The sequence below is a fragment of the Pseudomonas sp. MWU12-2020 genome (genome assembly GCF_023100605.1).
Lineage (GTDB): Bacteria > Pseudomonadota > Gammaproteobacteria > Pseudomonadales > Pseudomonadaceae > Aquipseudomonas > Aquipseudomonas fluorescens_H.
Map to the genome: position 1 here is coordinate 621,088 of NZ_JALMEX010000003.1, position 21,487 is coordinate 642,574.

At 61.0% G+C, this 21,487-nt stretch carries 25 protein-coding genes and 1 pseudogene; 8 read left to right on the forward strand and 18 right to left on the reverse strand.

Annotated features, from left to right (window positions below; translation table 11 throughout):
• Positions 1 to 19: 19 nt before the first annotated feature.
• The 5 genes and pseudogenes from M0814_RS10220 to M0814_RS10240 all read right to left on the reverse strand — a co-directional run.
• The gene (locus tag M0814_RS10220; protein ID WP_103483790.1) at positions 20 to 595 is read right to left on the reverse strand and encodes a DUF6162 family protein; all 576 of its coding nucleotides are present in this window, start codon (positions 593 to 595) and stop codon (positions 20 to 22) included.
• A complete protein-coding gene (locus M0814_RS10225; protein ID WP_103483789.1) occupies positions 592 to 933 on the reverse strand; it encodes a hypothetical protein in 342 nt (113 codons plus the stop codon). Before M0814_RS10225 ends, M0814_RS10220 begins: the two co-directional genes overlap by 4 nt.
• The gene (locus tag M0814_RS10230; protein ID WP_103483788.1) at positions 930 to 1,472 is read right to left on the reverse strand and encodes a thiamine pyrophosphate-binding protein; all 543 of its coding nucleotides are present in this window, start codon (positions 1,470 to 1,472) and stop codon (positions 930 to 932) included. Before M0814_RS10230 ends, M0814_RS10225 begins: the two co-directional genes overlap by 4 nt.
• On the reverse strand, positions 1,469 to 2,668 hold the full coding sequence (locus M0814_RS10235; protein WP_103483787.1) for a PepSY domain-containing protein: 1,200 nt from the start codon (positions 2,666 to 2,668) through the stop codon (positions 1,469 to 1,471). Before M0814_RS10235 ends, M0814_RS10230 begins: the two co-directional genes overlap by 4 nt.
• 193 nt (positions 2,669 to 2,861) lie before the next feature.
• A pseudogene (locus M0814_RS10240) lies at positions 2,862 to 2,939 on the reverse strand (DUF4381 domain-containing protein); the annotation flags it as partial.
• A 138-nt stretch (positions 2,940 to 3,077) separates the two neighbouring features.
• Between M0814_RS10240 and leuC the strand changes: the two are divergent.
• Positions 3,078 to 4,496 (forward strand): 3-isopropylmalate dehydratase large subunit, encoded by a 1,419-nt coding sequence (gene leuC / locus M0814_RS10245; protein WP_103483786.1) that lies wholly within the window; start codon positions 3,078 to 3,080, stop codon positions 4,494 to 4,496.
• On the forward strand, positions 4,493 to 5,107 hold the full coding sequence (gene leuD, locus M0814_RS10250) for a 3-isopropylmalate dehydratase small subunit (protein ID WP_103483785.1): 615 nt from the start codon (positions 4,493 to 4,495) through the stop codon (positions 5,105 to 5,107). Before leuC ends, leuD begins: the two co-directional genes overlap by 4 nt.
• Positions 5,108 to 5,230: 123 nt before the next feature.
• Here the strand turns inward: leuD and M0814_RS10255 are convergent, their stop codons facing one another.
• The 4 genes from M0814_RS10255 to soxR all read right to left on the reverse strand — a co-directional run bounded on the left by M0814_RS10255 (position 5,231) and on the right by soxR (position 8,332).
• Entirely contained in the window at positions 5,231 to 6,181 is a 951-nt protein-coding gene (locus M0814_RS10255) for a LysR substrate-binding domain-containing protein (protein ID WP_103483784.1), read from the reverse strand.
• Between the two features lie 24 nt (positions 6,182 to 6,205).
• Entirely contained in the window at positions 6,206 to 7,081 is an 876-nt protein-coding gene (locus tag M0814_RS10260) for an alpha/beta fold hydrolase (RefSeq protein ID WP_103483783.1), read from the reverse strand.
• Positions 7,082 to 7,320: 239 nt separating this feature from the next.
• A complete protein-coding gene (locus M0814_RS10265) occupies positions 7,321 to 7,779 on the reverse strand; it encodes a VOC family protein (protein WP_003226653.1) in 459 nt (152 codons plus the stop codon).
• 103 nt (positions 7,780 to 7,882) lie between these two features.
• Positions 7,883 to 8,332, reverse strand: a complete 450-nt coding sequence (soxR, locus tag M0814_RS10270; protein ID WP_003226652.1) for a redox-sensitive transcriptional activator SoxR — start codon at positions 8,330 to 8,332, stop codon at positions 7,883 to 7,885.
• A 95-nt stretch (positions 8,333 to 8,427) separates the two neighbouring features.
• On the opposite strand from soxR, the gene M0814_RS10275 reads away from it, so the two are divergent.
• Entirely contained in the window at positions 8,428 to 8,793 is a 366-nt protein-coding gene (locus tag M0814_RS10275; protein WP_003226650.1) for an antibiotic biosynthesis monooxygenase, read from the forward strand.
• On the opposite strand, the gene M0814_RS10280 is transcribed toward M0814_RS10275, so the two are convergent.
• The 4 genes from M0814_RS10280 to msuE form a co-directional block, all read right to left on the reverse strand.
• A complete protein-coding gene (locus tag M0814_RS10280; RefSeq protein ID WP_103486591.1) occupies positions 8,790 to 9,893 on the reverse strand; it encodes a sigma-54 dependent transcriptional regulator in 1,104 nt (367 codons plus the stop codon). The two genes, M0814_RS10275 and M0814_RS10280, sit on opposite strands and share 4 nt — an antisense overlap.
• A 25-nt stretch (positions 9,894 to 9,918) precedes the next feature.
• Entirely contained in the window at positions 9,919 to 11,106 is a 1,188-nt protein-coding gene (locus tag M0814_RS10285; protein WP_103486592.1) for an acyl-CoA dehydrogenase family protein, read from the reverse strand.
• Between the two features lie 129 nt (positions 11,107 to 11,235).
• Entirely contained in the window at positions 11,236 to 12,381 is a 1,146-nt protein-coding gene (gene ssuD / locus M0814_RS10290) for an FMNH2-dependent alkanesulfonate monooxygenase (RefSeq protein WP_103486593.1), read from the reverse strand.
• A 10-nt stretch (positions 12,382 to 12,391) separates the two neighbouring features.
• Positions 12,392 to 12,955 carry an FMN reductase gene (msuE, locus tag M0814_RS10295; RefSeq protein WP_103486594.1) on the reverse strand — a complete coding sequence of 188 codons (564 nt, stop codon included), beginning with the start codon at positions 12,953 to 12,955 and terminating at the stop codon, positions 12,392 to 12,394.
• Positions 12,956 to 13,347: 392 nt separating this feature from the next.
• On the opposite strand from msuE, the gene M0814_RS10300 reads away from it, so the two are divergent.
• From M0814_RS10300 to M0814_RS10315, 4 genes are all read left to right on the forward strand, one after another.
• Positions 13,348 to 13,605 (forward strand): hypothetical protein, encoded by a 258-nt coding sequence (locus M0814_RS10300; RefSeq protein ID WP_103486595.1) that lies wholly within the window; start codon positions 13,348 to 13,350, stop codon positions 13,603 to 13,605.
• Positions 13,606 to 13,706: 101 nt separating this feature from the next.
• Positions 13,707 to 14,321, forward strand: coding sequence for a LysE family translocator (locus tag M0814_RS10305; protein ID WP_003226640.1), 615 nt, complete (start codon positions 13,707 to 13,709; stop codon positions 14,319 to 14,321).
• Positions 14,322 to 14,526: 205 nt separating this feature from the next.
• Positions 14,527 to 15,693: an aminotransferase class V-fold PLP-dependent enzyme gene (locus tag M0814_RS10310; protein ID WP_003226638.1), complete on the forward strand. Its 1,167-nt coding sequence runs from the start codon at positions 14,527 to 14,529 to the stop codon at positions 15,691 to 15,693.
• A 55-nt stretch (positions 15,694 to 15,748) separates the two neighbouring features.
• The gene (locus M0814_RS10315) at positions 15,749 to 17,557 is read left to right on the forward strand and encodes an aminopeptidase P family protein (protein ID WP_103486596.1); all 1,809 of its coding nucleotides are present in this window, start codon (positions 15,749 to 15,751) and stop codon (positions 17,555 to 17,557) included.
• A 49-nt stretch (positions 17,558 to 17,606) separates the two neighbouring features.
• Here the strand turns inward: M0814_RS10315 and M0814_RS10320 are convergent, their stop codons facing one another.
• On the reverse strand, positions 17,607 to 18,203 hold the full coding sequence (locus M0814_RS10320; RefSeq protein WP_103486597.1) for a 2-hydroxychromene-2-carboxylate isomerase: 597 nt from the start codon (positions 18,201 to 18,203) through the stop codon (positions 17,607 to 17,609).
• A 37-nt stretch (positions 18,204 to 18,240) separates the two neighbouring features.
• Positions 18,241 to 18,969, reverse strand: coding sequence for an SDR family oxidoreductase (locus M0814_RS10325; RefSeq protein ID WP_103486598.1), 729 nt, complete (start codon positions 18,967 to 18,969; stop codon positions 18,241 to 18,243).
• Positions 18,970 to 19,061: 92 nt separating this feature from the next.
• Here M0814_RS10325 and M0814_RS10330 point away from each other — a divergent pair, with 92 nt between their 5' ends.
• Positions 19,062 to 19,640, forward strand: coding sequence for a TetR/AcrR family transcriptional regulator (locus M0814_RS10330; protein ID WP_103486599.1), 579 nt, complete (start codon positions 19,062 to 19,064; stop codon positions 19,638 to 19,640).
• Between the two features lies 1 nt (position 19,641).
• On the opposite strand, the gene M0814_RS10335 is transcribed toward M0814_RS10330, so the two are convergent.
• The 3 genes from M0814_RS10335 to M0814_RS10345 form a co-directional block, all read right to left on the reverse strand.
• Positions 19,642 to 19,923: a hypothetical protein gene (locus M0814_RS10335; RefSeq protein ID WP_003226635.1), complete on the reverse strand. Its 282-nt coding sequence runs from the start codon at positions 19,921 to 19,923 to the stop codon at positions 19,642 to 19,644.
• 169 nt (positions 19,924 to 20,092) lie between these two features.
• Complete coding sequence (gene rhtA, locus M0814_RS10340; protein WP_103486600.1) at positions 20,093 to 20,980, reverse strand: threonine/homoserine exporter RhtA; 888 nt, start codon at positions 20,978 to 20,980, stop codon at positions 20,093 to 20,095.
• A 249-nt stretch (positions 20,981 to 21,229) separates the two neighbouring features.
• On the reverse strand, positions 21,230 to 21,487 hold a 258-nt coding region (locus tag M0814_RS10345), incomplete at its 5' end, for a hypothetical protein (protein ID WP_247868478.1).

Here is a 21,487-nt window from a genome sequence, read left to right on the forward strand (position 1 = left end):
CTCGGGTGAAGGCGAAGGTTCAGTGGCGATGTTCGCGGGTCACGCCGGCATCGAACTGCGCGACGATCTGCTTCCAGCCGGCGGCGGACAGCGCAGCGTCGGTCAGCTCGGCAGGCGTTTGCAGATCGGCCTCGCGGTTAAGCCAGATGTCCGGCGCGGCACTGGCGTCGGCGCTCAGCAACATCACGAACGAACCGGCGACGGCGGGCGACTGGCTGTGGCCGAAATAGGCGCTGTCCGCCAGTAACTGCCAGGCATGGCCGCCACGGCTGACCGAGCTGGCGTCCTGAGCGAACGGGGCGAAACCTTCCTCGGCCAGATTTTGCGGGGTCGGCAGGCTTTGCTGCTCTTCACGCAGCAGGCGGATCTCGTCGAGGGTCACCCGCAGGTCGGCATAGATGCCTTGCTCGGCGGCACTCAGGTCGCGCCGTGCATCGAGTTGATGGCTGGAAACCGGCTCCGGCTCATGGGACACCCCGCGCCATGCCACCACTGATCCGGCGACGGCAAGGATCAGCAAACACAACAGCAGAACATTAAGGGTTTCATGCCCGGCGCCGGCCGGACGTACGACTTGGGTGGTGGGCGTGCTCATGGGGCCTCGATGTCGGCTTGGTCGATTTCCACGACGTGCCCGGGGCCGGCGTCGAACAGCACATAAAACTCGGCCGCCGGTTTCTTGAAGGTCAGGCTCGAATCGGCGCCAAGCTTGCCCGGCACCAGAATGGTTTCGTCGTAACCGATCACGTCCAGGGTCACCCCCGGTGCGCCGCTGCCATCGGAAAAGCCGCCGGTGCATTTGATCTGCTCGGCGTCGACGGCTTTGCATTCGCACATCGGGTTATGGGCCAGGGCGCCGGCGCTGAAACCTGCGCACAGCATCAGCAACGCGGCGCGCACCCGCAGACGGGAAGGGCGTTGAACGCAGTTCATGGTTTGGCTCCTTGTTGGTTCAGCCAGGCGAGGGTCGCGGGGGAGGCCTGGCTCAGGGGAATCGAGGCCTGATGCATGCTGCCGTCCCAGCCTTCCATGGTGATCCACAGTTCGGCGTCGGGACGGGTCTTTTCCGGAATCGGCATTTGTGTGCCCATGCGGTACGGCGTACCGAAAAAGATAGTGCCAGCGGCGCGCAGGCTGCGCGGCTTGCCGATGCGCAGGTAGGTAGCCTTGACCTGTTCGATACAGGCATCGCACAGGGCGGCGCTGAAATCCTTCATATAGCCGGCCGGTCCGGTGAGAGTCGGTGCTTCGTTGCGCAATTCGGCCAGTCGCAGGCTCCACGGGCCGACCTGGATGTTGCCAATCTCCCGTTGACCCAAACCGCTGTCGCCGCGAAACAGCGAAGCGTCGGCGAAGTACTTGGGCATGAAGCCCAGCGGGATCAGCAGGAGCAGGACATTGAGGTGAAAGCGCCATTTGTGCCAGAAACGGGCCAGTCGGGAGGGCGGTGTGATCGTGCCGGACTTGCTCACAGGCTCACCTCCGAAGGCACACGGGTACGGGCCGGTTGTGCCTGGATGCGGTTTTTCTTTTCCTCGCGCTTCAGCGCATTGGCGGTGGCCAGCGCCGTGCGCTTGGTCCAGATCAGCAAGCCGCTGAGGACCATCATGCTCAGCAGCAGGCCGAAGAAGAACCAGATCAACTTGATCCAGATACCGCCGAAATCACCCGTGTGCAGCGGTCGCATCGACTCGGTGACAAACTCCAGCGAGGAGCGATCGGACAGCAGGCGGGACGCGGCGATGTCGCCGTTGTACGGATTGAGCGTTGCGGTCTGGAACATCAGCGGATACCAGCCGCGACCGCCGACGCTCATGTGGCTGTAGGCGTTACCTGGAAGGCTGACGAAACTGGCCTCCAGCCCCGGAATCTTCTCCTGGGCGATCTCGACGGCGCGGTCCAGGCTGATACGCGGCGGTGGTGTGCCGGCGGCCGAAATCGGCACGCTCTCCCGGGACATGGCGGGAATGATCGGCTCACTGGAAATGGAGATCTGGTTATCGAACAGGATCGCGCGGATCAGGAACCAGATGCCGGTGATGGAGATCACCGCGATGAACCAGATCGACCAGATGCCACACAGTCGGTGGAAGTCGCCCCAGAAGATCCGCGCGCCGTGGCGTATGCGCAGGGTCGGGCGCAGAAAACCTTTCCAGAATTTTTTGTAGACCACCAACCCGGTGATCAACGACACCAGCATCGGCACGCCAAGAAACGACACCAGATACCAGCCCCAACTGAAACCGTTGGTGAACGGCACCAGCCACCAGCCGTGCAGAGCGCGGGTGAACGCCTTGAAGTCGAAGCTGGGGGCGGTGCCCTGAATGACTCCGGTGTACGGATTGACATAGACCGTCAGCGAGCGACCGTCCGGGTAGCTGACTTCGACGTCCAGGGCAAAGTGCGACTCATCGGGACGGCTGATGCTTTGTACCAGGGTCTGCGGCTCGGCTTGTTTGATCGCCGCCAGTACCTGGTCGTAACTGAGCAGCGGCGCGTCGTCCGACGGCGGGCTGGCGCGCATCTGCGGGTTGGCCAGCCAGACGATTTCCTGGCTGACCACCGCCAGCGTGCCAGTGACACAGACGATCAGGACAAAAAACCAGATCGGCAACGCGAGCCAGCTATGCACCAGGAACCACAGTTTCGAGCGGGATTTCTTTGACATGATTGCGCGTCTTGATTCGGTGAGAGGAGCCTCTGCTACGGGCTTCGCAGCATGGTTCTCCGTAAAAGGCGCGGTCGTGGCTGTTGCCTACGCGAACGGCCTGCATCTCTATAGGACGGATGAGCCGGACAAATCCCGAAAGACGATATGAAAGTAAATGTTTCGCACTTCCGCCCAGACGCCACCACCCCCCCTGTGGGAGCGGGCTTGCTCGCGAATGCGGTGGTTCATTCAATAAGGATGTCGACTGAGAGGACGCTTTCGCGAGCAAGCCCGCTCCTACAGGGGGTGTTTGGTGATCAGCCGATCAAACACGATTCATGAATGCCGCACTCACTGTCAGGCAATTGATGGCCGGTCGGCGCTCCCTATGATGGAGAGCACCGGATTTCCCTGAGTGAGCACCCTGATGAACCCCAGAACCCTCTACGACAAACACATCGATTCGCACACCGTGTGCCGCCTCGACGACCAAGGCCATGTGCTGCTGTATATCGACCGTCAGGTGATCAACGAATACACCAGTCCACAGGCGTTCAGCGGTCTGCGCGCTGCCGGGCGCAAGGTCTGGCGGCCGGCCACGGCGCTGGCGGTGGTCGATCATGTCAATCCGACCACCCCCAAACGGGTGGCGGCGATGCCTGATGCGGGCGGTGCGCGGCAGGTGTCGTATCTGGCGGAAAACTGCCGGGACTTCGGCATCGAACTGCTGGATATTCTCGACAAGCGCCAAGGTATCGAGCATGTGATCGCCCCGGAGCAGGGTTTCATCCTGCCGGGCATGGTCATCGCCGCCGGCGACAGCCACACCACCACGTACGGTGCGCTGGGGGCGTTCGGGTTTGGCATCGGCACCTCGGAGATCGAGCATCTGCTGGCCTCGCAGACGCTGGTCTACAAGCGCCTGAAAAGTATGCGCGTGACGGTGGATGGCGAACTGGCGCCGGGGCTCACCTCCAAGGACGTGATCATGGCGCTGATCGGCAGGATCGGTGCGTCGGGGGCCACGGGTTATGCGATCGAGTTCTCGGGTTCGACCATTGATGCGCTGAGCGTCGAAGCACGCATGACCATTTGCAACATGGCGGTCGAGGCGGGCGCGCGCGGCGCGTTCATGGCGCCGGACGAAAAAGTCTTTGCTTATCTCAACGGCAAACCGCGCGCGCCACAAGGCGAGCTCTGGGCGCGCGGCGTGGAAAAATGGCGTGAATTGCGCAGCGATTCCGGCGCCGTGTTCGACCGCGAAGTGTACCTCGACGCCAGCCTGCTGGAGCCGATGGTCACCTGGGGCACCAGCCCCGATCAGGCGGCGGCGATTGGTGCACGGGTGCCGGACCCGCAGACTATCGACGATCCGATCCTGCGTCAGGACATGCGCCGCGCCCTTCAATACATGGGCCTGGAGGCGGGAATGGCGCTGCGCGATATTGTCATCAGTCACGCTTTCATCGGCTCCTGCACCAACGCGCGGATCGAAGATTTACGTGACGCCGCCAGCGTCGTGCACGGGCGGCGGGTGGCCGGGCATGTGCGGGCGATGATCGTGCCCGGCTCCAGTGAGGTCCGCGCCCAGGCCGAAGCCGAAGGGCTGGCGCAGATCTTCATTGACGCCGGGTTTGAATGGCGCCAGTCCGGCTGCTCGATGTGCCTGGCGATGAACGATGACGTGCTGGCCCCCGGCGACCGCTGCGCCTCGAGCACCAACCGCAATTTCGAAGGCCGGCAGGGCGCGGGGGCGCGTACGCACCTGATGAGCCCGGCCATGGTCGCCGCCGCGGCGATCAACGGCCACCTGACCGACATCCGCCACTTCGGAGAACGCCCATGAGCCTGCAACCCTTTACTCAGGTCAGCGGTCAGGCTGCGCCAATGCTCGCGGCCAACGTCGACACCGACGTGATCATGCCCAAGCAGTTTCTCAAGGGTATCGACCGTCAGGGTCTGGATCGTGGGCTGTTTTTCGATATGCGTTTTCTTGCCGACGGTACGCCCAACCCTGAATTCGTGTTGAACCAGCCGGCCTGGCAGGGCGCGAACTTTCTGGTGGTCGGGCCGAATTTCGGCTGCGGTTCCAGTCGCGAACATGCGGTGTGGGGGTTGCAGCAAATGGGCATTCGCGCGCTGATCGGCAGCAGTTTTGCCGGGATCTTCTACGACAACTGCCAGCGCAACGGCGTGTTGCTGATCACTCTGGATGAGGCTCAAGTGCAGCGCATTGGCCGACTGGTGAGCCAGCCCGACACGGCGCAGATCAATGTCGATCTAGAGGCGCAGCAGATTCGACTGGCGGACGGTGAAGTGATTGATTTCCAGATTGATGGCTTGCGCAAGACTGCGCTGTTGCTGGGGCTGGATGCGATTGGCAGTACCTTGCAGCGGCGTGAGCAGATCGAGGCGTTCGAGCGCGAACACCTGGCCGCCAACCCATGGCTGGCCTGACACCCAACTAGCCCTCTGTAGGAGTGAGCCTGCTCGCGATGGCGTCGTGTCAGTCAGCACTCAATTGTCTGACCCGACGCCTTCGCGAGCAGGCTCGCTCCCACAGGGTTTTGTGGTGTTTGGCTAGAGAGAAAGATCCTTGAAATGCCCCTGCAAAAACTCCACACACGCCCGCAGCTTGCCGGAGTTGGCCAGCCGCGTCGGGTACACCGCCCAGACATTGGCGCTCTGGTTGTAATCAGTCAGCACCGGCACCAGTCGGCCCTGTTCCAGCAACGGTTTTACATCCCACAATGAACGCAGCAACACGCCGCGTCCGTCGAGCGCCCATTGCAGGACAATCTCGCCGTGGTTGGAAGACAACGGCCCACTGACCCGCACGCTTTCCTGCGTGCCGTTGCGGTCCAGATTCCAGACGCCGAAGGCGTTGTCGCGCTCCTTGATCACCAGGCAGTCGTGTTGTTGCAGATCGTCCAGAGTCTGCGGGGTGCCTCGGCGCTCAAGGTATTCGGGTGCGGCGCACAGCACACGGCGGTTGCTCACCAGTTGCCGGCCGATGTGCTGGCCGGGCAGGTCGTCGCCGACGCGGATTTCCAGATCGAAACCCTCGTTGACGATGTCCACTGCGCGGTCGAACAGGTCCAGGCGAATCTGCAATTGCGGGTGCCGTTCGGCCAGCCGCGAAACCGCAGGCGCCACATGGTTGCGACCGAAGCCGAAACTGCTGCAGATGTGCAAACGCCCGCGCGGGCTGTCGTGGGCGTCGGCGAGGTCGTCGTGCAGTTGCTGGAAATCATCGAGGATGCGCAAGGCCCAGCGCTGCACCCGCTCGCCGTCCTCGGTCAGCGACACCCGGCGACTGGTGCGGTGCAGCAGGCGGGTGCCGAGGGTCGATTCGAGAATCTGGATGCGTTTGCTGACGTAGGCCGGGGACAGCCCCAACTCATCGGCGGCAGCGGCGAAACCGTTCTTGCGGATCACGGTCAGCAGCACGCGCAAGTCTTCGGGCAGGGGCACGGGGTCTTTGTTCTGGGACATGTGGGAGCGAGCACTGGCGGCACAAGCCGCCAGCATAGCATCGGCGATGAACGGCTCGGTTCAGCGCAGGAAATCCAGCGCCTCGGCGAGCAGCAGTTCTGGCACTTCTTCGGCCAGATAATGCCCGCCCGGCAGCGCCTTGCCGCTGACCCTCGTTGCCACTTGCTGCCATTCCTTGAGCGGATCGAAACAACGCCCGACCGTACCTTCGGCGCCCCACAATACGCGTAGCGGCAGTTCAAGCTGATTGCCGGCGGCGATGTCGGCACGATCATGTTCCAGATCGATGCTGGCGCTGGCGCGGTAGTCCTCGCAGATGCCCCGGGCGCTGCCGGGACGTTGCAGGCAGCGCAGGTATTCGCCGAACGCGTGCTCGGTGAACGGCGCCAGTCCGGCGCTGCGGCTGCCCATCACACTGCGCAGATAGGCTTCGGGATCGGCTTCGATCAGGGTTTCCGGCAACGGCGCCGGGCGGATCAGGAAGAACCAGTGCCAATAGGCGCGGGCGAACGCTTCGTTGGTCTGCGTGTACATCGCCAGGGTCGGGGCGATGTCCAGCAGCATCATCCGCTGCACCGCAGCGCGGTGGTCGAGGGCCAGGCGATGGGCAACCCGCGCGCCACGGTCGTGGGCCAGAATCGAAAACTGTTCGAACCCCAGCGCCTGCATCAACGCGACGTTATCTCGGGCCATTTCGCGTTTTGAATAGTTGCGGTGTTGTTCATTGGCAGCCGGTCGGGCGCTGTCGCCATAACCGCGCAGGTCGGCGGCGACCACGGTGAAATGCTCGGCCAGTTGTTCCGCGATCTTATGCCAGATCACGTGGGTCTGCGGGTGCCCGTGCAACAGCAACAGCCCCGGGCCGCTGCCGCCGAGGCGATAGGCGATGTCGACGCCGTTGACGTGGCGCTGGTCTTTGACGAATCCGGCAAACATCGGGCTGATCCTTGTTCAGGTGCGGGTGGGATGCATCCTGAAAGTGTTCGGCATTCGGGGCAAGGGTTGAAGCGTGGTGTGGTGGTTCATGAAGTGTGATGTGTGTCGGCAGTGCCGGCCCCTTCGCGGGCAAGCCCGCTCCCGCAGTGTTTTTCTGTGTGACACCCATTGTATAAACACCAGAGATCCCTGTGGGAGCGGGCTTGCCCGCGAAGAGGCCAGCCCGGCCCCTGAAAATCTCAACCCTGACTGAACATCTCCATCGCCCGCTGCTTGATCTGCTCCTCGGTCAGATCCTCCTTGCGCGTGGCGAGAAACCACACGTGTCCATAGGGATCCTTCAGCGTGCCGCTGCGATCACCATAAAACTGATCCTTGACCTCGGACACCGCACTCGCCCCGGCATCCAGCGCTCGCTGAAAGGACTTGTCGACATCGGTGACATACAGATGCAGACCGACCGACACCGCGTTGTCCGGGCCGCTCAACGGTCCTTGATCGCACGGTGTACCAAGCATGATCGCGCTATCGCCAATCCGTAGTTCGGCGTGGCCGATGCGCCCGTCGGGCATGTCCAGGCGCATGACCTGGGTCGCACCAAAGGCTTTTTTGTAAAACTCGATGGCCTCGGCGGCCTTGAGGATGCCGAGGTACGGGGTAATGCTGTGATACCCCTCGGGAATGGGTTTGACGCTCATGACGTTCTCCCTGTTCTTTGTTTTCGGAGTGGAACTCCACCGGATTTGTGGAGGATTCACTATAGAACTGTCTGCGCGGCCAGCATTTTTCCCCGACGAGCCGTCAGTCCGGAAAATGCGCTCCCGGCCCCTGCTCACCGAGCACATCGCCCTGGTTGCGCAACGGGCAGGCCTCCATCGACAGGCAGCCGCAACCGATGCAACCGGTGAGCCGGTCGCGCAACAACGTCAGTTGATTGATCCGCTCATCCAGCTCCCGACGCCATTGTTCGGACAGGACTTTCCAGTCCGCCGCCGTCGGGGCACGGTCGTCCGGGAGGATTTTCAGCGCCTCGCCGATTTCTGCCAGCGGAATGCCCAGGCGTTGCGCGACCTTGATCAACGCCACTCGACGCAAGACTTCCCGTGGATAGCGCCGCTGATTGCCGGCATTGCGCTGGCTCTTGATCAGGCCTTTCGATTCATAAAAGTGCAGGGCAGTCACCGCGACACCGCTGCGCGCTGCGACTTCGCCCACGGTGAGTTGCTTGTGCAGGTTTTCCTTGGTGATCATTTTGCAAAATGACTCTTGACCTTGACTTAACTAGAGGTTTTACCCTGCAGGTCTTCGAGTCGCAAGACTCGTCTTACGATGAGTGGGGACTTCTCATGCAAACTTCAGCGAAAAATCGCAGTTTTACCCAGTTGATCGAATTCGAGATCGAGCCGCGCCAGCAACCGGCATTGGTCTCGGCGCTGTCGCAGCAGAGCGAACATCTGGCGCAGCGCTACGCAGGCTTCGTCAGCGCCAGCGTCCAGGTCAGCGACGACGGTCGGCGGGTGCTGAGCTTGCTGCAATGGCAGAGCCGTGAGGCAGGAGAGGCGGCGTTCTGTCGCTATGAAAGCGGCGAGCAGGATTTCTGGCAGCTGATCCGCGCCCATCAGGCGAAAACCGTGACCTTCAATTCGTTCCAGGTGTTGAGCAGCATCGCCCGCAGTCATGACGATGCGCTGCACTGCAATCTGGTGGGCTAGATCGACAACTGGATCAGGCGTTCACCGTGCAGGTTCTCCGTGAGTCGCCGCTTGTTCACCGCCAGTTCGCCGATCTTGATCAGCCGTGTGCGGGTGACGTTGCGGCTCAGACCGAGCAGCGCGGCGGTATGCACCTGGTTGTAATGGCAGAAGCGATAGGCGGCGCGCAGCAGGGCGTCTTCGACTTTTTCGTGGAGGGCGCCGGCCTGTTGTTCGAAGAGCTTTTGAAAGGCCCGCTCCAGCAACGCTTCCGGTGAATCGTCGGCGTTCGACTGCTGATCGTCCGGGCGCTCGATGCGCAGGTTCGACAGGCGCAAATCGTCGCGTTCGATCACGCCGTTGCGGCAGATCAACAGGGTGTGATGGATGACGTTTTCCAGTTCGCGAATATTGCCCGGCCAACTGTAGCTGCGCAGTTTCTGTTCGGCGCCGGGGCTGATGCTGACCCGTCCGTAACCCAGGCGCTGGCTGTAGGCCTCGATGAAATGCCGGGTCAGCGGCAGGATGTCACCGGGCCGCTCGCGCAACGGACTGAGTTCCAAATTGACCACGTTCAATCGGTAGAACAGGTCTTCGCGGAAGTTGCCGGCATTGATCGCTTTCTCCAGTTGCACGTTGGTCGCGGCCAGCACGCGCACATTGATCGGAATGCTTTTGCGCGAGCCGAGGCGCACCACTTCGCGCTCCTGCAACACCCGCAGCAACTTGACCTGAATCGCCATCGGCAAATCACCGATTTCGTCGAGGAACAAGGTGCCGCCATCCGCCTCTTCGAACCACCCGGCCTTGGCGCTGAGGGCGCCAGTGAAGGCGCCTTTTTCATGGCCGAACAGCTCGGCTTCCACCAGCGATTCGGAGAACGCACCGCAGTTGACCGCGACAAACGGCCGATGCCGGCGGTGGCTCAGATTGTGGATATGCCGCGCCACCAGCTCCTTGCCGGTGCCGGTCTCGCCAATGATCAGCACGCTGGCTTCGCTCGGCGCGACCTGTTGCAGATGCGCGAGCAGGGCCTGGGACTTGGGGTCTTCGAAGACCTGCGCGGTGGCGCGGATCGACGTCGCCAGAGCGGGTGAGGGCGGAAGGGTCAGCAGTTGCATGGGACTCGCTCCATTAAAGGCAAGATCAGGAATAGAACGTCGGCACCGGCAGCGCCTGATTCAGCGCCCAGTCGCCCAGCTCATGAAGTTTGTAATCGAGCGGGTCGTGCAGGGTCTGCGTGCGCAGGTTGCGCCAGTGCCGGTCGAGGCGCAGCGAGGCGTGGGTCGAACGCGCGCCAGTGACTTCGAACAAGCGGCTGCAAATCTCCAGCCCCTGACGACTGGCGGCGACCTTGGCGGTGGCAATCGCCGTGGCCAGATGTCCACGTTCCTCTGCGGTCAGGTTCGGGCCTTTGGCCCAGGCCTCGTCGAGCAGCGCGGCGGCCCGTTCGACCAGCAGGCGAATGCCTTCCAGCGCGACCCAGAACTCGCCGTAATGCGCGAGCACGTAAGGGTCTTCACGCACATTGCGGGCTACGGATTTGTGCCAGAGACGGGTTTCGCTCAGGGTGTATTGCCGGGCTTCTTCAAAGGCACCTTCGGCGATCCCGAGAAACATATGGGTGAAGGTCAATTGCGCAATCAGCGGACGCAGGCAGGCGAACGGTGTGCTCAACGGGCCGGGATCAAGCAGCAGCTCGGATTCTTCGACCCGCACCCGTTCGAACGTGGCGCTGCCACTGTCAGTCTGGCGCTGGCCGATGTTGTTCCAGTCGTCGTGCAGCGTGATGCCGCTGCGACCGCTGGGGATCGCCGCGATCAGCAATTTGCCGCCGGCACTTTCGTCGACGGCCGAGGCGATCAGCATTTGTGAATCGCTGGCGCCGGAACAGAAGCTTTTCTTCCCGGAAAACTCGCGCCAACCGCCGAAATCCTTGACCACGGTGCGGGTGTCGAGCGGGTTGAGGGCGTTGCCCCAGAACCAGTTCTGTCGCGCGGTCTGTTCGAACCACGGCTGCCATTGTTCGGGCCGCGAGAACAGACGCACGGTGGCGAGCATCAGGTGATGAAAGCCGAAGACGTGGGCGATGGAACTGTCGACCTTGGCGAACTCGCGCACGATCTGCAGGGTTTCGCTCCATGTCGCGCCGAGCCCGCCGTAACGGGTGGGAATGCTCAGGGCCAGCAGGCCGCTGTCGCGCAGGGCATCGCGTTCGGCCTTCGGCGTGCCGCCGCGCTCGTCACGCTCGACGGCGGTCAAGGCGAATTCGGCAGCCAGTTGGCGGGCAGTCTGCAGCGGGGAGAGCAGGGTGCTTTGTGGTTTGGCGGTCACACGGTGTTCCTCAAAATCGATGCAATCCTCTGTAGGAGTGAGCCTGCTCGCGATGTGGTCAGCACAGTCGACATCACCGTCGCAGATCCACCGCTTTCGCGAGCAGGCTCACTCCTACAATGGGCGTTTTCAGGCCTTGGCTTGGCCGGGCAACACATCGTTGGCAATCATTTCGCCAAACGGCCCGGTGAGGTTGGTCACGCCGCGTCCGGCCAGACTTGCGTACGGCTCGGGCAACAGCGGGAACACCAGTTCGGCAAAGCGGTACGCTTCTTCCAGATGCGGATAGCCGGAGAAGATAAAACTCTCGATACCGAGGTCGGCGTACTCCTTGATCCGCGCCGCCACTTGCTGCGGATCGCCCACCAGCGCCGTACCGGCACCGCCGCGTACCAGACCCACGCCGGCCCAAAGATTGGGGGCGATTTCCAGGTTGTCGCGACGACCATCGTGCAACGCCGCCATGCGCCGCTGACCCTCGGAATCGAAGCGCGAGAAGGACTTTTGCGCCGCCTCGATGGTCTCGTCGCTGATGTGTTCGATCAATTTGTCCGCAGCCTTCCACGCCTCTTCGGCGGTCTCGCGAACAATCACGTGCAGGCGAATACCGAACTTCACCTTGCGCCCATGCCGAGCGGCGCGTTCACGCACATCGGCAAGTTTTTCGGCGACGGCGGCGGGTGGTTCGCCCCAGGTCAGGTATACGTCCACCTGCTCGGCGGCCAGGTCGTGCGCCGCGTCGGACGAGCCGCCGAAATACAGCGGCGGATAAGGTTTTTGTGCCGGTGGATAGAGGGCCTTGGCGTTCTGTACTTTGAGGTGCTTGCCTTCGAAATCCACCGATTCGCCTTGCAACACCCGGCGCCAGATCTTGAGGAATTCGTCGGTGACTTCGTAGCGTTCGCTGTGACTGAGGAAGCTGCCGTCGCCACGGTTTTCGTCAGGATCGCCGCCGGTCACCACGTTGATCAGCAGACGACCGTTGGACAGTCGATCGAGTGTCGCCGCCATACGGGCCGAAACGGTTGGCGAAATGATTCCCGGACGGATCGCCACCAGATAACGCAGACGTTCGGTCAACGGCACCAGCGCCGAAGCGATCACCCACGAGTCTTCGCAGGAGCGCCCGGTAGGAATCAGCACGCCGTGATAGCCGAGGCTGTCGGCGGCTTGCGCCACTTGTTTCAGATAATTCAGGGTGACCGGGCGCGCGCCTTGGGTGGTGCCCAGGTAATGGCCGTCGCCGTGGGTCGGCAGGAACCAGAAAACATCCATGAGCAGCTCCTTAAGCGATTTTCAGCAACGGTTTGATTTGCGTGCCGAACAGTGGCGCGGCGCGTTCGGCAGCCAGGCGAATCCGCGCTTTCAGCGGTTCGCTGGTGATCTGGTAATCGGCGAAGTCGGCCTCGGTGGCGTACACGCCAATGGGCAGGGTCACGGCCTGGAAGAAACTGAACAGCGGACGCAACTGGTGATCGAGCACCAGTGCGTGGCGCTCGCTGCCACCGGTGGCGGCGAGCAGCACCGGGGTGTCGATCAGCGCGTTGAGGTCGATCAGATCGAACAAATGCTTGAGCAGGCCCGGATAGGAGCCGCGATACACCGGCGCGGCAACGATCAGCAGATCGGCCTGTTCAATGGCTTGCAGTTCGGCCTCGACCTCGGCACCCAGCTCCTGACGCGACAGAGCGCTGCCCAGTGGTCGGGCGATATCGCCGAGTTCGATCAGATGACTCTCGATCGGCAAGTGCCCAGCCAGTTCGGCCAGCAGCGCTTGGGTCAGCACCAGAGTGCGCGATGGACGCCAGGTGCCGCCAGAGAGGGCGACGACTTTCAGGGGACGCGACATGATGAGTTCCTTTTTATCAACAGTTGCTCAGCGAGCAGTGAGTAAGTGCCAAGGCTTGAGCAAGCGCTGTACCAATTCCTGAGAGCCCCGGATTACCTGGGCTTGAGCGTTCTGGCGTGAGTCGGTTGTGCAGATATCAGGCGGGTTTGTTGATCTGCTGTTGCCTGGGCAACAGTTGCTGGAGCAACAGTTGTTCGCCGCGTGCAGGGATTTATAGCGGCTGCTGGTTATTCCGTAAAAGAACGTTAATCGATATTTATAGATCGTTAGGAGATATGAGGGCGTTAAAGCTGAAATCCTGATAGCCACTATTGAGAGCGTTGATTTTTGCCCGCGCGGGCGCGGGCGTAGCCTTTGTCCATCGACTACCACTGCTCGCCAGGACGCTCCCCATGAATCGTTTACTGACTGTTTCGCTGCTGCTCGCTGTCTCCGTACTTGCCGGTTGCGCGACCCACGTTGCCCCCGAACAACGGCCATACACCGCCGAAGAAACCCGCGAACTGGCGATGGAAGCGCTGAACCGCAGCGGCTTGTCCTTCGATGAATATCACGCGAAGAAAGCGGCACTGCTGGGCGAATCGCAATTCGACAAGAAAGCTGAAATGAGCGCCGGACGTGCGATACAGCTGCACGGTCGTCCAAGTTAATCGAAAACTGTACTGCTCGTATTTTCGCGTAACTGTCCGTGGGTTTGCGGGCTGCCGTGCGATAGGGTCAACACCTGAATGACCCCCGACGGATTGCTCCCATGACCCTCTCGCTTGATCTGCTGTTGGGCTTTGCCCTGTTTGCCCTTGTCACCTCGATTACACCGGGGCCGAACAACACCATGTTGCTGGCATCGGGCGTGAACTTCGGCTTCAACCGCACCATTCCTCACATGCTCGGCATCACCTGCGGTTTCTTCGTATTGGTGGTCGCAGTGGGCTTTGGCCTCGGCGCGGTGTTCCAGACTTACCCGATTCTTTACACGGTGCTGCGCTATCTCGGTGCCGCGTATCTGTTGTACCTGGCGTGGAAAATCGCCCATTCGGGCCCGGTAGGCGAGGGCGTCGAAGGTGAGGCCAAGCCGATCAGCTATCTCGGTGCCGCCGCGTTTCAATGGGTCAATCCCAAGGCCTGGATCATGGCCATCGGTGCCATCAGCACGTACACGCCGATGCAGGGTTATTTCACCAACGTGGTGGTCATCGCCGCCGTGTTCGCCATCATCAACCTGCCCAGCGTCGGCGTCTGGGCGGCGTGCGGCACGCTGCTGCGCAATGTGCTGAAGGACCCGCGCTGGTTGCGCGTGTTCAACTGGGGCATGGCGGCGCTGTTGGTGATTTCGCTGTACCCGCTGCTTCTCGAAAGCTTTCACTGACGCATTGCTTCAACCGCCGGCCCGATGCCTGTTAAGCTCGACTTCAGGAGCGTTCCTACGCACTTTTAAATGAAGTTGTTCTTCTTTAACGGCATCCGATCAGGTATTGATGACGGTCTCGAACCCAGGCGCAGCTCACAAGGCTGCGCTGTGCCGTTTGCAGACACGAGCCTCCTGATCCCGGAACACGCTCTGCGAGTCTTTTATGAATAAACGTCCGTTGTATTTCGATTACGCCGCCACCACCCCGGTGGACGAGCGGGTCATCCAGGTGATGATCGATTGTCTGGGTTTTCACGGTAACTTCGGCAACCCGGCTTCCAGCTCCCACGCCTTCGGCCAGCAGGCCCGGCAAACGGTCGAGCAGGCCCGTCGGCAAGTCGCCGAACTGGTCGGTGCCGAGGCCGCGCAGATCGTCTGGACCTCCGGTGCCACCGAATCCAACAACCTCGCCCTCAAGGGTGTGGCCCAGGCACGCGGCGTTGCCGGTGGCCACATCATTACCAGTCAGATCGAACATAAAGCCATCCTCGATACCGCCCGGCAATTGCAGGATGCCGGCGTCGCGGTGACCTATCTGGTGCCGGACGCCGAAGGTCTGATCACCCCGCAAGCGGTCAGCGAAGCAATGCGCGACGACACCTTTCTGGTGTCGTTGATGCTGGTCAACAACGAACTTGGCACGCTCAACGATATCCCGGCCATCGGTGAAGTGGTGCGCGGCCGTGGGGCGTTGTTCCATGTCGATGCCGCTCAGGGCGCCGGCAAAGTGGCGATTGATCTGCAGCAGTGGCCGGTGGACCTGATGTCGTTTTCCGCGCACAAGCTTTACGGCCCCAAAGGCATCGGCGCGTTGTATGTCGGCCCGCGCGCGCAACAGCGTTTGCAGGCGCAGATTCATGGCGGCGGCCACGAAGGCGGGCTGCGCTCCGGGACTCTGGCGACGCATCAGATCGCCGGCATGGGCGCGGCATTCGCCTTGGCGGCTGCCGAATTCGATGCCGAGAAAAAGTCCATCGTGGCGCTGCGTGAGCGGTTGCTTGAACAGTTGCTGAGCCTGCCGGGCGTGCGCCTCAACGGCAGCGCCAGCCAGCGCATCGCGCATACCTTGAGCCTGACCTTCAGCGAAGGTGAGTTCAACAGTGCAGCCTTGAGCCATTCGATCGCTTTTTCCGCGACCTCGGCCTGTAATTCGGCGAGCAACACACCCTCTCACGTGTTGCTGGCGCTGGGGCACGACGCACGGCTGGCCGGTCGCACGATTCGCCTGAGCCTTGGCCGCTTTACCACCGCCGACGATATCGATCAGGCGGCAGAACTGATCAAAAGCGCCTGCGCCAGTGCCCCGGCATTCTGGGCGACAGGGCTTTAACCAGCCGTTTATACGGCTACGAACAATAACGATGAAGTGATTGGCAGGAGACATGATGAGTACCCAGACTTTGACCGAAGGAACGGTTCCCCAGCGCCTGGCGCAAACCCGTGAACTGATGCGCCGCGAAGGCATTCATGCGTTGCTGGTGCCATCGGCCGACCCGCATCTGTCGGAGTACCTGCCGGGCTACTGGCAGGGGCGGCAATGGCTGTCGGGCTTCCATGGTTCGGTCGGCACTTTGATCGTGACTGCTGATTTCGCCGGGGTCTGGGCCGACAGTCGCTATTGGGAACAGGCGACCAAGGAACTCAAGGGCAGCGGCATCGAACTGGTCAAGCTGCAACCGGGTCAGCCGAGCCCGCTGGACTGGCTGGCCGAGCAGACCCCGGAAGGTGGCGTAGTCGCGGTCGACGGTGCGGTGATGGCCGTCGCTTCGGCGCGCACCCTGAGCAGCAAGCTTGAAGCCCGCGGCGCGCGTCTGCGTACCGACATCGACCTGTTGAATGAAGTCTGGGCGGATCGCCCGAGCCTGCCGAACGCGCCGATCTATCAACATCTGCCACCGCAAGCGACGGTCAGCCGTGGCGAAAAACTCGCCAAACTGCGCGAGACCCTGCAGGAACGTGGCGCCGATTGGCACTTCATCGCCACCCTCGATGACATCGCCTGGCTGTTCAACCTGCGTGGCGGCGACGTGTCGTTCAACCCGGTGTTTGTTTCTTTTGCGTTGATCAATCAACAGCAAGCAACGCTGTTCGTGGCCTTGAGCAAAGTCGATGCCGAGCTGCGTGCGGTGCTGGAGCGGGACGGCGTGACCCTGCGCGATTACCGTGAGGTCGCTGACGCCTTGCGCACTGTACCGAGCGGCGCGAGCCTGCTGGTGGACCCGGCGCGGGTGACCAGCGGTTTGCTGGATAACCTGGACAGTGCGGTGAAACTGGTCGAAGGCTTGAACCCGACTACCCTCGCCAAATCGCAAAAAAGCGAGGCCGATGCGCAGCATATCCGCAAGGCCATGGAGCAGGATGGCGCGGCGCTGTGCGAATTCTTTGCCTGGCTGGAATCGGCCTGGGGCCGCGAGCGCATCACCGAACTGACCATCGATGAAAAGCTCACCGCTGCCCGTGAGCGCCGTCCGGATTACGTGTCGCTGAGTTTCAATACGATTGCCGCGTTCAATGCCAATGGTGCAATGCCGCACTATCACGCTACCGAAGAAGAACATGCGGTGATCGAGGGCGACGGCTTGTTGCTGATCGACTCGGGCGGCCAGTACTTGGGTGGCACCACCGACATCACTCGAATGGTGCCGGTGGGTACGCCGACGGCTGAGCAGAAGCGTGACTGCACTCGCGTGCTCAAGGGCGTGATCGCTCTGTCGCGGGCGCAGTTCCCGAAAGGCATTCTCTCGCCGTTGCTCGATGCCATCGCTCGCGCGCCGATCTGGGCGGAAAGCGTGGATTACGGTCATGGCACCGGTCATGGGGTCGGCTATTTCCTCAACGTGCACGAAGGCCCGCAGGTGATCGCCTATCAGGCAGCACCGGCACCGCAAACGGCGATGCAACCGGGGATGATCACCTCGATTGAACCGGGCACCTATCGTCCGGGTCGTTGGGGCGTGCGGATCGAGAATCTGGCAATGAACCGCGAGGCGGGAAGCAGCGAGTTCGGCGAGTTCCTCAAGTTTGAAACGCTGACCCTGTGCCCGATCGACACGCGTTGCCTGGAGCCATCCTTGCTGACGCAGGAAGAGAAGCAGTGGTTCAACGCCTACCATGCCGAAGTGCGTGAGCGTCTGAGTCCATTGCTTGAGGGGGCTGCGCTGGAGTGGCTGAACACGCGCACAGCGGCGATCTGAATGGTTGAAGCTCAGGCGCTATTGGCAGCGCCTGAGTTCTGCTGCTGATTCAGGCTTGGCGCAGGGCTTCTTCGACGAAGTCGAGCCGGTCCTGTCCGAAGAACATCTGGTTGCCGATGAACATGCTCGGCGCACCAAACACGCCGCGTTTTACCGCTGTCTCCGTATTCTCCTTGAGTACAGCCTTGACCGATTCGTCGTTGGTCAGGGCCAGTACTTCATCGGGGGCGAAGCCGTGTTCGCTCAATACCGCAGCGACGGTAGCCGGCTCATCGAGAGGGCGCCCCTCCACCCACAGCGCCTTGAAAAGACAATCGATAAACGCCTTAAAGCGTTCTGGCTGGTGCAGTTGTATCCCGGTGACGGCACGCATCAATGTCAGCGTGTTGATCGGGAAGTGCGGATTGAACTTGAGCGGCACGTCATAACGTTTGGCGTAGCGATTCAGATCCTGAAACATGTAGCGGCCCTTTGCCGGAATCATTGCCGGTGAGGCGTTGCCGGTCGCCTTGAACACACCGCCCAGCAGCATCGGGATGTAGATCAGTTGGCTGCCAGTCTGGGCACAGATCTTCGGCAACTGCGTGTAGGCCAGGTAGGTGGCAGGGCTGCCGAGGTCGAAATAGAACTCCACGGTTTTCGTCATCTTCGCTGCTCTCTGATTATTGTTATGGAGGAGGGGCTTACCAGCGTTCGTTCCAGGGGCGCAGGTCCAGCTCGAATGTCCAGGCATCCCGTGGCTGACTGTGCAGGTACCAATAGTTTTCGGCGATATGTTCGGGGTTGAGAATGCCGTCCTGATCCTTGGTCGCGTACTTCTCGGGGAAACTGTTGCGGATGAAGTCGGTATCGATGGCGCCATCGACCACTACATGGGCGACATGGATGTTCATCGGGCCCAACTCGCGCGCCATGCTTTGCGCCAGTGCACGGATACCGTGTTTGGCCCCGGCAAATGCGGCAAATCCGGAAGCACCACGCAGCCCGGCGGTGGCGCCGGTGAACAGAATGGTGCCGCGTTTGCGGGTGACCATGCGCTTGGCCACTTCGCGGGCATTGAGAAAACCCGAGAAACAGGCCATTTCCCAGATCTTGAAATACTTGCGTGCGGTTTCTTCAAGAATGCTGCAAGGCACGTTGGCGCCGATGTTGAAGACAAACGCTTCGATCGGGCCGAGGCGGGTTTCGATGTCTTCAATCAGGGCAATGACGTCTTCTTCCTTGCGCGCATCGCAGGCAAAACCGTGTGCTTCGCCACCCTCGGCCTGAATCGCGTCGACCAGCGGCTGCAATTTGTCGGCGCTGCGGCGGGTGACGCAAGCGACAAAACCCTCTTTGGCAAAACGCTTGGCAATCGCTCCGCCCGTGGCATCACCGGCACCAACCACTAACACGACCTTCTTGTTATTCATGGGTGAATCCCTTTAGTAAACGATCGTTAAGTGAACGAACGTTATGCTAGGATCCGGATAACGTCAAGGCGGTCGATAAAGAGGGCAAGTACATGCGGTATTCCGCTGGTCACAAGCTGGAAACCCGAGAAAAACTGCTGAACAGCAGCGCGCTGTCAGCCAAGCGTTCGGGCTTTTCGACTGTCGGGGTCGATGGTTTGATGAAGGCTATCGGCCTCAGTGGCGCTGCTTTCTATAGTCACTTCTCTTCGAAAGACGCGCTGTTCACGGCCATCGTCGAGCGCGAACTGTGTCAAAGCCTGGAGCGACTCGGAGGGCAGGGAGCACAGGATCGTGAGCGGCTGGAGCGCTGTCTCAAACAATACCTGAGCATGGCCCACGTAGAGCAGCCAGAATCGGGCTGCGCCTTGCCGACGCTGGGCGCGGAAATTGCCCGTTCAGATGATCAGGTTCGTGAGCAGGCAGAGTTGTGGATTTGTCGGCTGCAAGCCAGTTGGGCACAGATTCTGGAGAGCGACAGCCTCGCATGGGCGATTCTGTCGCAATGTGTCGGGGCACTGGTGGTGGCGAGGATGCTGGTGACACCGGACATTCAACGGACGGTATTGAAGTCCAGCCATGAGGAGATCGGGCGTCAGCTGGCTGCTCGACGAGGCGAGCAGCCAGAATGATTCATTTGCAGATGACGATCATGCTGCGGCTGGTATAGCCGGCCGGATTGAGACCGAACGGGTAGTCGCCTGGCTCTTCCACGGCGTCCCCTGATTTGGCGATGACTTTGTAGCCCTTTGGGGCGCAAGCATCGGCGGCGCTGGTGTAGCACTTGTCCCAAGAGGACGACAGCCCGGAACAGTTGATGTGCAGCCCTTTTTTACCGTGCTTCACCTGGGTCTTGGAGGTCGCTGCGCACCCCGCTACTGCCAATACAGCGATCAGTATCAAAATTCGTTTCATTACCGTCCTTATGGTAGCCGCGAGTCTGGCGCTCGGGTCTGCCTGTATTCGCCTGCGCTTTAAGCGGTTCGATATCCCTATCCGAAAAAATCCATGCCTGGCACTGAGTTAAGGGGCCTAAACATGGCCTAAATGAACGCCAATTGCCAGACCTTCGTCAAATCCTGTTTCAATCTGCCGCAATGGCGGGCTTGGCGGAACTGCCCATGGTCATGGTTGCTCCGATCGAGGCGAGAATAATGCAGAGGATCGCCATCCATTGTGACAGCGTGAGGTATTCCTGCAGAAACAGCAGCCCCGACAGCGCACCAAAGGCCGGTTCAATGCTCATCAAGGTGCCGAAGGTGCGGGCTGGAATGCGGGTGAGGGCGACCATTTCCAGCGTATAGGGCAAGGCGGTTGAGAGGATGGCGACGCCGATGGCGACCGGGATCAGCGACGGGGTGAGTAGCGCTGCACCGGCATGCACGATGCCGATCGGGGCGACAAATAGTGCGGCGATCATCACGCCGAGGGCGGCTGTCGTGACGCCGTTGTCGGCACCGGCCTTCTGGCCGAAGAGAATGTACAACGCCCAGCACACGCCGGCACCCAAGGCATAACCGGCACCAACCAGATCAATTCCCGCTGATGTCGCTCCGGTCGGGATCAACAGCAGCAGGCCGACCGCTGCCAGGGCAATCCAGAGAAAGTCGATTGCGCGGCGCGAGGCATAAATGGCGACGGCCAGCGGGCCAGTGAATTCGAGTGCGACTGCGATCCCCAGTGGCACGGTGCGCAGTGACATATAGAAGAGGAAGTTCATCCCGCCCAGCGCCATTCCGTAAACGATCACCGTGCGCAAGGATTGAGCGGTCAGCCTGGCGCGCCATGGGCGCAGCAGCAACAGCATGATAACGCTGGCGAAAACCAGGCGCAGTGTGGTCGTCCCTTGGGCGCCAACCACCGGGAATATGCTCTTGGCCAGAGAAGCGCCGGACTGGATGGAAGCCATGGCGATTAATAACAGGCCAACCGGGAACAGCATTGAGGCCAGAGAGCGAGGTTGGTCAGTCATTGCGAGGCATCATCCGAAGGTGAGAGCAGGGTGTTGCTTTGGGTTTGGGCAATATACTGCTCATTCGCTGACACTGCGTCTATATATAAGCAGGATATAAGCAGGCTTTTTCAGGGACTCGACAGAAAACTGAAATTAACGGTTGACGGCAGATCCTGGAGGTCTATAATTCGCCCCACTTCCGGCGCAGTCGAAACGGAAAACTCCTTGAGATTCAATGAGTTACGCAGTTTTCGGCAGTGGGTTGCTTCAGTTCATCGAGGCCTGGAAGGAGTTGAAAGAGCGGTGATGTTTGGCTCTTTTAACGGTTCGATCTTCTCGGTCGAAAGCGGAAAAAAAGAGGTGTTGACAGCAGCGTGTAACGCTGTAGAATTCGCCTCCCGCTAACGAGAGATCGGAAGTGCAAGTGGTTGAAGTTGTTGAAGAAATCTTCGAAAACTTCTGAAAATAATCACTTGACAGCAAATGAGGCTGCTGTAGAATGCGCGCCTCGGTTGAGACGAAAGG